This is a genomic window from Mammaliicoccus vitulinus (assembly GCF_029024305.1).
Lineage (GTDB): Bacteria > Bacillota > Bacilli > Staphylococcales > Staphylococcaceae > Mammaliicoccus > Mammaliicoccus vitulinus.
The window spans coordinates 2,362,949-2,377,564 of record NZ_CP118974.1 but is presented as its reverse complement, the minus strand read 5'-3'; the positions used below and the strand labels follow the sequence as shown (position 1 = coordinate 2,377,564).

17 protein-coding genes and 2 pseudogenes are annotated in these 14,616 nt (G+C 28.8%); 11 read left to right on the top strand and 8 right to left on the bottom strand.

What is annotated here, in order from left to right:
- Nucleotides 1-182: 182 nt before the first annotated feature.
- Complete coding sequence (locus PYW35_RS11870; RefSeq protein ID WP_103323610.1) at nt 183-755, bottom strand: GNAT family N-acetyltransferase; 573 nt, start codon at nt 753-755, stop codon at nt 183-185.
- Nucleotides 756-1,158: 403 nt separating this feature from the next.
- Here PYW35_RS11870 and pgsB point away from each other — a divergent pair, with 403 nt between their 5' ends.
- Genes pgsB through PYW35_RS11845 form a run of 5 tightly spaced genes read left to right on the top strand, consistent with a single transcriptional unit; the run spans nt 1,159 to nt 5,563 of the window.
- On the top strand, nt 1,159-2,316 hold the full coding sequence (pgsB, locus tag PYW35_RS11865; protein WP_016912235.1) for a poly-gamma-glutamate synthase PgsB: 1,158 nt from the start codon (nt 1,159-1,161) through the stop codon (nt 2,314-2,316).
- A 1-nt stretch (nt 2,317) separates the two neighbouring features.
- A complete protein-coding gene (gene pgsC / locus PYW35_RS11860; RefSeq protein WP_016912236.1) occupies nt 2,318-2,770 on the top strand; it encodes a poly-gamma-glutamate biosynthesis protein PgsC in 453 nt (150 codons plus the stop codon).
- A gap of 15 nt (nt 2,771-2,785) precedes the next feature.
- Nucleotides 2,786-3,838 carry a CapA family protein gene (locus tag PYW35_RS11855; RefSeq protein ID WP_103323563.1) on the top strand — a complete coding sequence of 351 codons (1,053 nt, stop codon included), beginning with the start codon at nt 2,786-2,788 and terminating at the stop codon, nt 3,836-3,838.
- The gene (locus tag PYW35_RS11850) at nt 3,822-3,980 is read left to right on the top strand and encodes a hypothetical protein (protein ID WP_016912238.1); all 159 of its coding nucleotides are present in this window, start codon (nt 3,822-3,824) and stop codon (nt 3,978-3,980) included. Before PYW35_RS11855 ends, PYW35_RS11850 begins: the two co-directional genes overlap by 17 nt.
- 5 nt (nt 3,981-3,985) lie before the next feature.
- Nucleotides 3,986-5,563, top strand: coding sequence for a gamma-glutamyltransferase (locus tag PYW35_RS11845; RefSeq protein ID WP_103323562.1), 1,578 nt, complete (start codon nt 3,986-3,988; stop codon nt 5,561-5,563).
- 483 nt (nt 5,564-6,046) lie between these two features.
- Here PYW35_RS11845 and isaB read toward each other — a convergent pair.
- Together isaB and PYW35_RS11840 are read right to left on the bottom strand one after the other, a co-directional pair.
- A pseudogene (gene isaB, locus PYW35_RS13300) lies at nt 6,047-6,472 on the bottom strand (immunodominant staphylococcal antigen IsaB family protein); the annotation flags it as partial.
- A 30-nt stretch (nt 6,473-6,502) separates the two neighbouring features.
- On the bottom strand, nt 6,503-6,640 hold the full coding sequence (locus PYW35_RS11840) for a hypothetical protein (protein ID WP_239102450.1): 138 nt from the start codon (nt 6,638-6,640) through the stop codon (nt 6,503-6,505).
- A 325-nt stretch (nt 6,641-6,965) separates the two neighbouring features.
- Here PYW35_RS11840 and PYW35_RS11835 point away from each other — a divergent pair.
- Nucleotides 6,966-7,279 (top strand): annotated as a pseudogene (locus PYW35_RS11835) (recombinase family protein); the annotation flags it as partial.
- A gap of 219 nt (nt 7,280-7,498) precedes the next feature.
- Here the strand turns inward: PYW35_RS11835 and PYW35_RS11830 are convergent.
- From PYW35_RS11830 to PYW35_RS11820, 3 genes are all read right to left on the bottom strand, one after another.
- Nucleotides 7,499-7,918: a DUF805 domain-containing protein gene (locus PYW35_RS11830; protein ID WP_240594936.1), complete on the bottom strand. Its 420-nt coding sequence runs from the start codon at nt 7,916-7,918 to the stop codon at nt 7,499-7,501.
- Between the two features lie 77 nt (nt 7,919-7,995).
- The gene (locus PYW35_RS11825; protein ID WP_103323655.1) at nt 7,996-8,352 is read right to left on the bottom strand and encodes a hypothetical protein; all 357 of its coding nucleotides are present in this window, start codon (nt 8,350-8,352) and stop codon (nt 7,996-7,998) included.
- Nucleotides 8,349-9,227: a LysR family transcriptional regulator gene (locus tag PYW35_RS11820; protein WP_204107862.1), complete on the bottom strand. Its 879-nt coding sequence runs from the start codon at nt 9,225-9,227 to the stop codon at nt 8,349-8,351. Before PYW35_RS11820 ends, PYW35_RS11825 begins: the two co-directional genes overlap by 4 nt.
- Nucleotides 9,228-9,346: 119 nt before the next feature.
- On the opposite strand from PYW35_RS11820, the gene PYW35_RS11815 reads away from it, so the two are divergent.
- Nucleotides 9,347-9,919, top strand: a complete 573-nt coding sequence (locus PYW35_RS11815; protein ID WP_103323354.1) for a flavodoxin family protein — start codon at nt 9,347-9,349, stop codon at nt 9,917-9,919.
- Nucleotides 9,920-10,219: 300 nt separating this feature from the next.
- Nucleotides 10,220-10,834 carry a YIP1 family protein gene (locus PYW35_RS11810; protein WP_103323022.1) on the top strand — a complete coding sequence of 205 codons (615 nt, stop codon included), beginning with the start codon at nt 10,220-10,222 and terminating at the stop codon, nt 10,832-10,834.
- A 50-nt stretch (nt 10,835-10,884) separates the two neighbouring features.
- On the opposite strand, the gene PYW35_RS11805 is transcribed toward PYW35_RS11810, so the two are convergent.
- Complete coding sequence (locus tag PYW35_RS11805; RefSeq protein WP_103323021.1) at nt 10,885-11,064, bottom strand: VraH family peptide resistance protein; 180 nt, start codon at nt 11,062-11,064, stop codon at nt 10,885-10,887.
- 362 nt (nt 11,065-11,426) lie between these two features.
- Between PYW35_RS11805 and PYW35_RS11800 the strand changes: the two genes are divergently transcribed.
- Nucleotides 11,427-11,588 (top strand): hypothetical protein, encoded by a 162-nt coding sequence (locus tag PYW35_RS11800; protein ID WP_158256836.1) that lies wholly within the window; start codon nt 11,427-11,429, stop codon nt 11,586-11,588.
- 124 nt (nt 11,589-11,712) lie between these two features.
- On the opposite strand, the gene PYW35_RS11795 is transcribed toward PYW35_RS11800, so the two are convergent.
- A complete protein-coding gene (locus PYW35_RS11795; RefSeq protein ID WP_103323020.1) occupies nt 11,713-11,952 on the bottom strand; it encodes a DUF3923 family protein in 240 nt (79 codons plus the stop codon).
- A 604-nt stretch (nt 11,953-12,556) separates the two neighbouring features.
- On the opposite strand from PYW35_RS11795, the gene lepB reads away from it, so the two are divergent.
- Both lepB and PYW35_RS11785 read left to right on the top strand, forming a co-directional pair.
- Nucleotides 12,557-13,144 (top strand): signal peptidase I, encoded by a 588-nt coding sequence (gene lepB / locus PYW35_RS11790; RefSeq protein ID WP_103323019.1) that lies wholly within the window; start codon nt 12,557-12,559, stop codon nt 13,142-13,144.
- Between the two features lie 97 nt (nt 13,145-13,241).
- Nucleotides 13,242-14,252 carry an aldose epimerase family protein gene (locus tag PYW35_RS11785; RefSeq protein ID WP_103323018.1) on the top strand — a complete coding sequence of 337 codons (1,011 nt, stop codon included), beginning with the start codon at nt 13,242-13,244 and terminating at the stop codon, nt 14,250-14,252.
- Nucleotides 14,253-14,616: the final 364 nt, after the last annotated feature.

Below are 14,616 nucleotides of genomic sequence, written 5' to 3'. Positions count from 1 at the left end.
TAAAACTTATTTAAAAATAAAGACAACCTTAATTTCACCTTAAATATCCACTGGAATTATAGACGTTTATCTCCTTTAATAATATACTTATATTGAAAATGAATAACACAAAAAGAGGGACCGTTTAGATCTCTCTAAATTTATTCACTAGTTCTATTCGATGAAGAAACGATTATATTATGTTAATTCTGTTGATTGTTGCTATCATCAAAATTAATATAATAAATGTGATTATCAGTCCATTGTTCGAATTCATATATAAAGTTTTTTCTAGTACATTCATATTCAAAACCTGATTTTTGTAACAGCTTGATTGATGGATCATTATCTAAATTCACATGTGCTTCAAGTCTATGGAATTCGAGTTCTTTATCAGCAATATATAAAGTTTTTCTTAATGCTTCATAGGCATAACCATTTCTCCAAAATTGATTGTGTATAAAGTATCCACATTCTCCCCATTGGAAAATTCCACGTCTAATAGTTACTAAATCAATCATACCTATATGCTGATTATTTTTATCAAATATAGCAAAAATATACATCTCATCATTTTTTATTAACTCGTGATGTTTTTTTACTAAATCCTCAAACCAAATTTTAGTACAGACAGACATATCTATTAACCCATCGTCATATTGATATTGGGAAGGGTTTCTATCTAAAAAACCTTTAAGCCAACTTTCATAATCAGAATTTACTAACGGTCTTATTTCTAAACGATCCGTAGTAAAAGTTAAATTTTTATTATTCATATAAAAACCACCTATTGTTTTGAAATATATTTATTATAACTTATAGAATGAAAATCTTACTTTCATAAATATGAGTACATTTATATGTAAAAGTAAATTTTTTGTAAACTTAATTAAGTTTATTATACACAATTAAGAACAAAATAGTCTGATTATTAATATTAGAAATATTAACCAAGTTTAAAAATAATTCTTTTATTGTATATAAATAGAGTCTATGATAATATTCATTTGTGATATTGTTTAAATCGCAGGTATCACTCAAAGGATATGGGAATTCTTTGACCTATTTTATACCCCCTTAATTTAGATCCACGAGAGAAACAGCTAAATTAAATTCACTTCAAAAAGTAATATTCACACTAAAAAACCGGGAAATAAAAAAAGAAAGGAAATTAGAAATTTGTTATTAATAATAATCTTAACACTTCTTATTATTTCTCTAGGTGTATTAGAAAAGATCAAACACAATTCTAATATAAAAAAAATACCCATAAGAATTAATATTAATGGAATTAGAGGTAAGTCTACAATTACGAGATTGATTTTTAGCATTTTAAAAGAAAATCAACATAATGTGATTGCTAAAACTACCGGAACAGATGCGCGCATTTTATATTGGCATACCGATAAAGAGGACCCAATAATAAGAAAACCACAAGGAGCTAATATTGGTGAACAAAAGGCTATTATGAGGCATGTGGTTCATCAAAATGCAGATTCATTGGTTAATGAATGCATGGCTGTTAATCCTGATTACCAAATTACTTTCCAAAATGATCTAGTAAAGGCTAACGTTGGCGTAATTGTAAACGTTCTTGAAGATCATATGGATGTTTTAGGGCCTACTCTTGATGAGGTAGCTGAAGCATTTGCTGCAACTATACCATTTAATGGTAAGGCAGTTGTTATGCAAGATGAATATACAAACTATTATAAAAAAATCGCTCAAGATAGAAAAACCGACTTAATAGTCGTTGATAAAAATGAAATATCAGAAGATTATTTGAAAAAATTTGATTATATTGTATTTCCAGATAATGTTGCAATTGCTTTAGGTGTAGCTAAGTCTTTAGGTATAAATGAGGATGTTGCAATGAAAGGTATGTTGAATGCACCTCCAGATTCTGGGGCTGTAAGAGTAAAATATTATGAAGCTAATAATAATACAAATATTTTCATAAATGCTTTTTCAGCTAATGAACCGGAGTCAAGTTTAGCAATATTAGATAAGGTTTATTCTTATAACTATCCGTTTGAAAAGGTAGTGATTATTTTGAACTGCCGATATGACAGGGTAGATAGAACATACTTATTTACAGAAAAATTCATTCCTAAAATCAAAATAGATACGTTAATCGTAACTGGTAGTACCACTCAAATGGTTACTGAAGTAATGAAAGATTATCCAGAAATAAATTATTACAATTTTGAAGGTAAAGAATTTTCTGAAGTCCAAGATAGAATTTTAAAAGAATCTCAAAAATCTTTAATATTCTGTGTAGGTAATATCCACGGTAATGGAAAAAGTATCGTAAATTTCATAGAAGGGAAAAGCTAACATGATAGGTTCTGAATTATACTTCTCGTTATTTGTAGGTGTTATATTAAGTTTAATTTTTGCAGAAAAGTTTGGCATAAATCCAGCAGGATTAGTTGTACCAGGTTATTTGGCGTTAGTATTCGACCAACCACTAATGTTAATATCAGTTATTTTAATTAGTTGTTTGACTTATATAATCGTTGTACATGGAATTGGAAAAATAACAATATTATATGGAAGAAGAAAATTTGCAGCTATGATATTAACAGGCATGATTATTAAGTTTATGTTTGACTTAATATATCCAATTGCGCCATTTGAGATACTCCAGTTAAGTGGTATCGGTGTAGTTATACCTGGTATTATTGCCAATACGATTCAAAAGCAAGGCGTCATAATCACGTTATCAACAACAATTTTATTGAGTTTTGTTACTTATTTAATATTATTTGTCTATAGTTTCATTACATAAATAAGGAGAAAAGCAATGGCTAAAAAACTTACAATAGGAGAACAAATATTAAAAAAATCGAAAAAGCACAAAAAACAAACCAGTAAGCATATTGTAATATTATTAGTTATACTAGTATGTTTTATGATATTTGGTAACTATATTTATAAAGGTAAAAATATATTTGGTAGTTTAAAAGAGGATGATAAATTAGTAGTGACTTATTTAGGAAATATTAATTTAGCAGAAAAAGGTCAAAAGGAAAGTTTATCAAAAATATTAAGTCCTTTAAAAAATCTAACAAATAACAGTAATTATACATCTGCAAATTTAAAATTAAGTAGTAGTAATCCCGAAAAAGATATTAAAGATATTAAAACACTTAGTAATAATAATATTAACAGTTTGACATTGGGTAATAGCAATAATATGAATTTTAAGAATACACAAAGTATATTTAAAAGTATTGATCAATCAAATCCAAACCTTTTATCTGATGAAGGAATAAATATTATTAATAACAATATCTCAAAACAATTTCATCAAGGGAAAGAAATAGCTACTGTTTCCTTTAGTGATACAAGCTCTAAATTTATAGATGCTTCAGAAAATAATACTTCTATAAAATTGAATCCTAAAACTTTTATTCCTTTAATTAAAGATTTAGATAAAAACAATGATTTAGTAATCGTTCGTGTGAACTGGGGAGTACCGGATGAAAGGACAGTGTCAGAAAGACAAAGAGAATATGCACATGCATTAGTTGACGCTGGAGCGGATGTCATAATTGGTAATAATAATGTGATTCAAAAAATAGAAAGTTACAAAGATTCTCATATATTTTATAGCTTAGGAAATTTAACTTCACAAGACTTTTTATCTAAAAATAATGAAAGCATTATTGTTCAGCAAGAAATTGAAAAGGAAAAATTAAAAACAAAGGTTATTCCAGTTAATTTCAAGGGCGGTTATCTTTCTAATAATAATGATAATATCATTAAAAATAATCAAATGCTGAATTATATTAAAGACTCAAGTATGGAATGGACAACGAAAAAAGGAGAATTTATCAATGAAACTAGCAAATAAGTTACTTAATGCAACTGTTGTTATTACTATATTAGGCGCATTAACTTTAACTATAGCAATGCATTCAGATGAAAAATTATACTCAAAAGAGAAAATTGAACTTGAAGCAGCAAAAATTAACTATTTAAATCAGGGAGAATAAATCTTATGATATATAATCGCAAATTCTTATTTATTAGCATGATCATAGTTTTATTGATTTCAACCTTAATTTATTTATGTAGTACACAAAAAAAGTCAGATAAAGATAATTTGTACGAAAACAAAATATCGGAAGCTAAAAATGCAAAAAAGAAAAGCTATGGTGTCGCATCTAATAATCCAATTGCAGTAAAAATTGGAGAAAAAATTATAGAAGATGGAGGAAACTCTGTCGATGCTTCAATTGGTGTTTCATACGCTTTAGCTATTACAGAGCCTCATACTTCAGGTCTTGGCGGAGGTGGAGCCATGATTACTAAAAGTAATTCGAAATTTGAAAAACCAAGGTTGCTAGAATATAAAGATATGTCTGGATATAACTATAAAAAGAGTGATGAAACGGGTGTACCCGGATTAGTAAGTGGTCTTCATCAAGCTCATAAAAATGGTGGATCAATGGATGAGAAGAAGATAATGAATTATGTTATACCACTAGCTAAAGATGGTTTTGAAGTTGATGATGAATTAGATAGAAGCCTCAAAATATACGGTGACGATATAGATAAGGATTCTCCATTCTTTAAAGATTCTGAACCACTTGAAGAAGGGGACATTGTTAAGCAAAAAGCACTAACAAAAACGTTAGAAGGTATACGTGATAATGGGGTATCTTATTTTTACGATGATATCGCTGGTGACATAGCAGATCAGGCGGATAGTCACCTTAAGAAAAAAGATTTTAAAAATTATCAACCCGCAGATAAAGAAGCTATAGAAACTGATTACAAAGGGAATAAAATATATTCTGCTTCTAATCCACTGGGCGGAACACTAATGGCTCAAGGACTGAAACTTGATGAGATTATTAATAAAAAAAATACTAAAAAAGAATATGTAAATAGTATAATTTCAGGGAGAAATTTAGTTTTAGAAAATAAAGAAATAGTGAATGATCAAGAATCTGCATACAATAATTATTTAGAGCGCGACTATATAATTGATAAATATAAAGAACTAGATAAATATAATGGTATGAAACCTTCAGATGGTACAGATGGTAACACGACACACTTCGTAGTTATAGATAAAGAAGGGCAAGTTACAAGTACTACAAATAGTTTAGCAAGCTATTTTGGCACAGGTAAATTTGTAGATCAGGGCTTTTATTTAAATGATTCTTTGAATAATTTTTCAAAAGGTAGTAAAAATCCAAATAGGGGAGATAAACATAAATTCCCTAGATCATACACAGCTCCTACTATAATAGAAGGTAAAGACTTTACAATGGGTATTGGTTCACCAGGGGGTAACAAAATACCTACGATTTTAAATCAAGTAATGATACAGTATTTTAATGATGATAAAAGTATACAGGATATTATTGATAAACCTAGATTTTACAATGATGGAGATACTGTTTATTATGAAAAAGATATAGATGATGATTATCTTAAACAGTTTAAAAAAATGGGGTATAAAGTAAAACAAGGGAAAGACACACCGTATTTTGGGAGTGTACAAGCTGCAATATTAAACAAAGAGAATAATGCTGTAGAAACTGGTAGAGATGTAGGTAATAGATAGCAATTAGTTATTACTGAAACGATGGTTTTTATAGTTTTAATGGGAGAAAAACAAACAAGGGAAGACATTGCGCGTAGGCAAGTAAAAAGAAGCGATCTCGTTATAGAGACGCTTCTTTTTATTATAATTTAAAACAACGTGAAAATCCTTTTGTTTATGGTTATAGACAGAAGAAGAAAGATAGCTTAAATATACGTTTGATACAGTCACTAATGATAGACAAAACATTAATGCGCAAGAAGAAGCATTTATTGAAATAAGGGGTCTTTTTTGATATGTCTTCTGATAATCACCGCTTAAGTAAATAAGAGGCTAATCACTATATAAAATGATTAGCCTCTTTATAATATCAATAATTTTCTTTATGTCTGCAAATCAAGCTAGTATCATACCTAAAAACATGCCTACCAATAATCCCACCGATAATGTAGTGGACAGCACTCTTAACTAAGAAAAGTAACTATTTATATTTGTTGCTCAAATTTATTGTCCAATGTTCATTTGCATCAATTTGTTATTTTCGTCAAAGTACGCTGTGTAAGAACCATCATTCGTCGCATATTTTACAAATGTGCCGTCACCTTGGTCGCCCCCATTAGTGACACCTTCATCAATTATTTTATTAGACGTATGTGCTTTTTTAAACGTTGCTTTAGATACTGAGTCTGGTTTAGTTTCGAAAGAAATCCCGATAACTTCATTATCACTATTAAAATCTATAATTGTATCATAAACCTCTTTACTATAATCATAATCATTGTCAACGCTTGGATCTACTTTATAGCCATCGATTGATACATTATCATACTTTAATGCACGAACGAAGTTATAATCTTGTGTAAATGAAGGATCGTATGTTGTATAGCCTTCATAGTTATACCATGGCGTTTCAGCTTTTAAATTGGCATTACTTTCAGTGTTGGCACCACTAGCATCGCCTTAACCATGCCCCCATTTTTGAACTTGCTCCGCTGCTTGTACGTCTGAACTATTAGTTGTAATATATGCTGCTGAAGAACTTAAAACAAGTGTTGATGCAAAGACAGTTGCTGATAGTAATTTCCCTGCTTTATGCATAATAAATCACTCCTCAATTTTTTAAGTACTTTTCCTTTTTTATCCAAGGTGTAATTATTAACTTTAATCATAAACCTATTTCTTATAAAAGCAAATATAAATTATTTGTTGATTAAAAATAGTGATGTAAGAATTTAGAGATTTTCAAATACATTAAACATTAGTAGGATTTTATATCTAATTAAAATAAATTTCGTATATTTAAAGTCTACCCTAATTGAACAATGAGGAGCTCTTGTAAAATGCAGTTTCTAATTGTGTGATTAGGGTGTATAAGAAAAGGTGTTAAAAATAATAGTTGGATATGCACCTGTGTCAACTATTGATTGAAAATAGACCTATTTTCCAAGAAGCATTAAATTTTGTACGTATTGGAAATCGTTTAATTGTAGAAACGATTAATAGACTAGGTAGAAATTACGACGAAGTCATTCAAACTGTTAACTATTTAAAGGAAAAAGAAGTTCAGTTATTGATTACAATTTTACCTATGATGAATGAAGTGATTGGTAATCCTCTACTAGACAAATTTATGAAAGATTTAACCATTCAAATTTTAGCAATGATTTCTGAACAAGAAAGAAATGAAAGTAAACATCGACAAGCCCAAGTATTAAAGTAGCCAAAGAAAAAGGAGTCTCTTTTAATCTGCTTTCTGATAATTATTAGTTATGTAAATACAACTAAATAAATTATTTATTTCACTTCAGTAGATAATTAAGAATAGTCTAGAGAAATACAATGAACTTGAAATATTAGTTTTACTAATAGTTAAACTTGATAACAAGGATTTTCAAAAAATAACACTATAAAACAAAATTAATGATACTCCAATTACTGTGCCAAAAAGATTATTGTCTATATTGTTTTAGGATTAATACTATATTTGTTTTTATCTTTATGACCATAAGTACAACAAATTGCTAATACAATAAGGGAAAATATTAAGTACAATACATTTACGATGACTAATACTAGAGACCCTTCAAGAGAAGAAACTGCTTCGGGATTTATTGAAACGAGTATAAATCCAATTATAGGGGATATGTAGAAAATTAAAGGTAATAACATAGACATTCCTATATCATGAAAGCGTCTAACCATTACAGTGAATGATGCAACAATCGTTGCTATATTAAATATCCAATATATAATTTCAGATAAGATATTTGGTATAGGTAATATGTAATTTAATATAGAAGCTATAAAGGATATGATAATTGTCATAAGAAATGGATACCAATACTCTTTACGTCTTGATCGGTCTTTTATATTCAAAGCATTTATCCAAAATAATTTGTAGTTTTGAAATATTAAATAATTTATTAAAAACGAATGATATGTTTTTTTTAATGTTAAAGCATTTTAATACTTCGGATGGTTGAGTTTTTAGGAATAAAAGCGTGATTGGAATTAATGTATATTTCGCCTGAATGATTATGAATCATTACTCGATAATAATTTATACTTCCGCTACCTTGATTATCACTTTGACTTACAATGTTTATTTTTTTCTCGTTCTTTAAAAATTCATAAGTCTTATCATCTTTAGAAATTTGTTTTAAATGATTGTTGTTATGATTTTCAATATCACTGTTTAGTTGTTTTTCACTTTGATGTAAAGACCACTTATCAAACAGTAAAAAATTCATAAGTAAATATGTAGTGATTAATAATACAAAAACAAAACTTACTTTAAGAAATTTCTTCATTTTATTTCTCCTTCCAAAGAAAATACATTTTCAATAAACGAAAATACGCTTTGTTTTCTAGTATTCGAATTATATAGAAGGTTTGTCTTTAATGTCGCGAATTTATAGTCTAATGGTACTAAAAATAAATGATGATTATTCAATTCTTGTGCTACAACAAATTGTGGTAATAAAGCAATACCACCAAAGTTTTGAATATGTTGAAGTAGGGATTCAATGCCAATAAATTCTATTTTTTGCATAGGCGTAATATTATTTTTAAATAAAATCCTTTCCATTTGTTCACGGTAACTACAACCTTTTTCAGTAACTAATAGAGTAGAATTTTCTATATCATTAAATTGAAATGAAGGTAACTGGCAATTTGTTACTAAGACGAGTTGACCTTCTGATATTGGAATATTATTTAAAGTGTTATTTATAATATGTTCATCTGTTATTAAGGATATATCAGTTTCGTTATTCGATAATTCTTCTTTAATATAAAAATTAGAATGTGCTGTCTTGAACGTAATATTCACATGTGGATTGTTAATGATCCATTCACTTATTTTTTGAGCATATTTGTAAATATATTGACTCTCTTGCATATTGACCACTAAACTCTCCGAATGATTATATAAGCCACGTACTTCCTTCTGGAATTCTATATGACTATCGATGATATTTTGAGCATATCTTACATAGGTTAAACCTTCGTTAGTTAATTCAACGCCATATTTTTTTCTGTGAAAGAGTAATACACCTAACTCATTTTCAAGTTTTTCAATATGTCCTGATACTGTCGATTGGGAATAGTTTAATAGACTTGCTGTTTTGGAAATATTTTTAGTTTCACTAGCTACTAAAAATGTCTTAATAAAATTAATATTCATTGTATACTCCAATCAATAATCGTGTTTTGTGATACCTAGTATCTGAAAAATCTATTTTAATAATATCATAAAGCGGATTAGTATGAGTATACACACTAAAAGTATAGGGGGAGTAAATAATGATTACATGTTTGTTAGGAAGTAGTAGAAGTGATGGTAACTCAAGAATATTGGCAGATAATCTATTAAAAGGTACAAAACATAGAATGATTAATCTTTATGAGAAAAGAATAGATAAAGTTATAGACAATAGGCACTCAAAAATGAATGACAAAGATTTGCATCAAGATGACTATTCAGAGGTATTAAAAAATGTGATGGATGCACATACTGTTGTGTTCTCTACACCATTATATTGGTATTCTATGAGTGCTTCTTTAAAACTATTTATAGATCGATGGACAGAAAGTTTAAGAGATCAACATAGAGATAATTTCAAATCAGTAATGTCCAATAAAGAATATATTATTATCATAGTTGGTGGTGACAATCCCGCAGTTAAATCAAGACCATTGATAGAACAATTCAAATATATTTTTGAATTTATGAATATAACGAATTATTCTTTTATAGTTGGAGAAGGTGTAAAACCATTAGATATATTAGAAGACAGAAACACTATGGAGAAAGTAAAAACTTTAAATAGTGACTTGAGAAATTTAAAACATCAAATAGGAGAAACAAATGAATAAAATCGAAAAATGTACCATTGCATTCAGCATTTTTATAATGATTTCTTCGTTGCTATTACTATTTTTCAAATATTATTTCACCTATATAATGCCTGTATTAGTTTTTACAACATTTGTTGTAATGGTCATACTCACTATTATGATGATTCTATTTTTTGTTTTTGAAAATTATGAATAATACTATTCAATTAATTCAACCGGATTTATAAATTTAAGAATATTAATTATATAATTTAGTATTTGAATCATTCTATATGAATGTTATCATAAAATAATAAAACGTTTTAAAGGAGCAACAACATGAAAAATTCAAATTTAGTTTTTGCACCAACTTTTAATAAGTTTAGAGAAAAGCCGAAATGGTTAGTAAATATGTTACTAGTTATCATTATAGCAATCGCTTCAGCATGGATTACTACATTAACTACAGATATTTCAGCTGAATTAAGAGAAACAGGCTTAAGTGAAGCCGATGTAGCCAATATGTCTACATTCACGACAGTATTTGCATACATAGGAGCAGTCATAGGAGCAATTGTTGGCATTGCATTCATGTTCCTTTTAATCTTAATCGTATCAAAAATCATGAAATCAGATGTGAAAGCAACAAGTTTATTTGCAGCTGCAACATTTATGACACTCATTACATCAATCTATGGCTTAATTATTGTAGCTATCCATGCAATTATGGACTTAGATCCCGTAAAATATTCATTTACAAGTTTAAAAATATTTAATCAAAGTAATCAATTTCTCGGTATATTTGATTTGAAAATACTTTTAGGTGCTTACTTATTTGGCGTTGTATTATACGCAACAAGCCATCTCAAAGGAAAAGCAGCACTTATTTGGGGCATAGTATATCTTGTGCTTTTAATAGGACTAGGACTTATTCAAGCAAGTATAGCTTTATAAAGTAAGCGTAAAAACCCGTTTCCTGAATTTGCGGAAACGGGTTTAATATATTATTTATAACTTTTTAAATAATAAGCGCCACCTAATAATCCAACAGGAATACCTAGTAAAGGCGTAAATATAGTGCTTAATACAATAACAGCTATTAATACAACAGCTATATTATAACTCGTTAGTTCTAACTCGAGTAAATCGTCAAAACTTTTTTTGAGAATGTCTTTTACTTTCATTTATAGCACCTCTTTCATAGTTTAGATTTTGTATATACTATATTTTTAGGATAACATTTAATGAATCTAGAAAGAAACAACTCATAAAGATTGCTGATATATATTCATACTTGCACTATGTTGTTTGAAAATATTAATCTTGAAAGGAATGATTAGAATGGGATTTTATATAATGATTCTCTCCATAATATTAGGTATATACTTAACAATACTCGGAATATTTCGTAGGAAATATAGTTTTTTATATAAAAGCTTTATAGTGATAGGAATATTACTGATTGTTTTTGGTATTTATTTAGCACGACCGCATTAAAGATTTTCTTAACTTATAACATTTAATGAATAGTTAAAGAGGGATTACAATGAGAATAGTTATATTTTTAATTTTAATAGCAGGTATTCTTCCAATGATCGCCACGAATTTACATGGTAATTTAACAAATCTATCTGGAGTTCTATGGGTAATATCTGGAATATTATTCTTTATAGCGGCATATAAAGTAATAAAAAAAAGAAGAACATAAACAGTATTAGAATCATGTTCATAAGTCTAAACTTATAAAGACGTTAAACTGACTAACAAAGCCCCATGTCATCCATTTATAGAAGTGGATGACATGAGGCTTATTTTTAAGGAAAATGGATATGTTATTTTTGAGGTGCTAGTTTCTTTGAAGTAACAATATTGATAATTAGCCAAGCGATTTGAGTTAAAAACGGTATGATAAACAAGGTAGAGATCATACCAATAGACATCCATTTTAATTCTGTTGTTTGAACAGCACCTGCAGCATCAACATCCCTAAACCATAATAATAAAGATATCGTAATGAATGATCCTAATTCAATTACAGTTAATACCCACCATAAAATCCACGATATTTTCAAGTAGAATCCTCTTTTCAGTATGTATTTTAATAATCTTATAATTAAAATGTTATCATTCATATTTTAAATGAGCAATATTAGTCAATTCATTGTGTTAGTAATAATAGCCGAAAAAAAATAACCATCTAGAGCACACTTTGGCAATGTAACTAGAGGTTATTTTAATACCTTAAATATTACAAGCCATCGTCTATTTAGAAGACTCGCTAGGGCGACATGTTCATGCATGTTGCCTTTTTTCAATTTTATAATAGCACGATTTGGTATATTTTGTCTAATGATGAATAATAACCCAAAAAAATAACCATCTAGATACTACATTGGTAAAGTGACTAGAGGTTATTTTCAAGTAAAATATAATAAGCCATCGTCTTTTTCCAAGGCTCGCTAGGGCGACATGTTCGTGCATGTTGCCCTTTTTCAATTTTATAATAGCACGATTTGGTATATTTTGTCTAATGATGTATAAGGAAGTTTCATACATATATTCAAATCATACTCTATTAATTTTATATATATTATGTTGTTTACATATGATATAATTTCAATAATATTAGAATATTTATTATATTGATTTGGTTTTTAAAGAACTAGGAGGTATATAATGGTAAAAAATATAATGGAATGGGTTGCTTCTATTGCAATTGCTATAGTTGCTGCTTGGTTAATCACAACTTTTTTAATCAGTAGATACGAAGTTCATGGTGAATCGATGTCTCCAACTTTTAATGATCAAGACAACCTTGCTGTAAGTAAGATTTCTAAATCATTAGGGACTATTGATAGAGGTGACGTTATTATATTCCACGCTAATGAGGAAAAAGATTTTATTAAGAGGTTAATTGGGATGCCGGGAGACACTGTAGAGTATAAGCAAGATCAGCTTTATGTGAATGGTGAAAAAGTGGCAGAGCCTTATTTAGATTTTAATAAAGAACATAAATATTCGGATTATTTAACAGAAAACTTTGATGTGTCAGATACAAAAAATTCAGGTGGGAAGAAAGTCATTCCTGAAGGTAGATATTTAGTGTTGGGTGATAATCGTATGAATAGTAATGATAGCCGTTTAGATGTTGGCTTAATTGCGGAGAATCAGATAGTTGGTAAAGCTAAAATGAGAGTCTTGCCTACTCGTGACATGAAATATGGTTTTAGTTCTAAATCGTTCGATGAAGTTAATGAACATTGATTCAATGATGTATAAATCACATCTCTATTAACTTGTTTGTTAATTATGCTAAAATTTATTTGAGTAAACGTTAATATTAAAGAATAGAGGTAAGTTGATGGCTTTTAACATTGAGATTTTAGATGAAGAGAAAAATATAGATTTAATTACGATTTATGATGAGAACTCAGAAATTAAATTTACGAATTTTGGTATGAGAATTGTAGATTGGAAAGTTCATAATAGGTCTGTCATTCTAGGTCCTAATGAAAATGAAGACGTGATTCGATATTATGAAGAAAATCCATATTTCTTTGGCGCTACAGTTGGAAGATATGGCGGTAGAATTGAAAATGCAACGTTTGAATTGAATGGTCAAACTTATAAGTTAGAGCAAAATGATGCTCAACACAATTTACATGGTGGATCAAATGGATTAAATACAAGCGTGAGTGATTATGAAATAATAAATGAAGATGAAGTTGTCACGGTTATTTATACTGTAGATATGCAATCTGATGATGATTATTTCCCAGGTGATATCCAAATTAAAGTGGCTCACCGTTATGATTTAACTCAAATGATGTGGACGATTCATTATGAAGCTACGAGTACAGAAGATACGTTATTCAACCCAATGAATCATGTGTATTTTAATTTGAATCGTACAAATGAAACTATTGAAAATCATACTATTCATAATCAAATTGAATTTTATCCTTTAAAAGAAAATCAAATCGTCAAATCATTGAATACAGTTAATATTAATGATGAATTAAATAAAGATATACTCACTTTTAAAGATATATTTGATAGTGGTTTGGAACAAATAGAGCAATTCAATGGTATTGACCATCCAGTTAAATTAGAAAATACATCATTTAATATATCAAACGATGAACTAGAAATTGAAATGCAAACGGATCAAGATCACGTAGTTCTCTTTACTTTAAACGATGTAGATTGGAATGACGAAGCTAACACGATTCACGAACACGGTGGATTTACATTAGAAGCACAAGCCATACCAGATGACATACATTTGTTAGGTGATAAGGCACCTTCTATATTAAGAAGCGGTAAGACATATAGTAGTGAAACAAGTTATCAAATTAAGCGTAAAAAATAAGGAAAAGTTGGATGATATATCCAACTTTTCCTTATTTCAGATTGTGGACAAACCAAACGTGTATAACCGTTTGGTTTGTTTTTTTTGGTTCAGTACAGTTATGGCCTAAGTCGTGAGTTAAGTCCGAAGTTAATCCAAGAAAATGCCCAAGTCGTGAGTTAAGTCCGAAGTTAATCCAAGACATGGCCTAAGTCGTGAGTTAAGTCTGAAGTTAATCCAAGAAAATGCCCAAGTCGTGAGTTAAGTCCGAAGTTAATCCAAGAAAATGCCCAAGTCGTGAGTTAAGTCTGAAGTTAATCCAAGAAAATGCCTAAGTCGTGAGTTAAGTCCAAAGTTAATCCAAGACATAGCCTAAGTCGTGAGT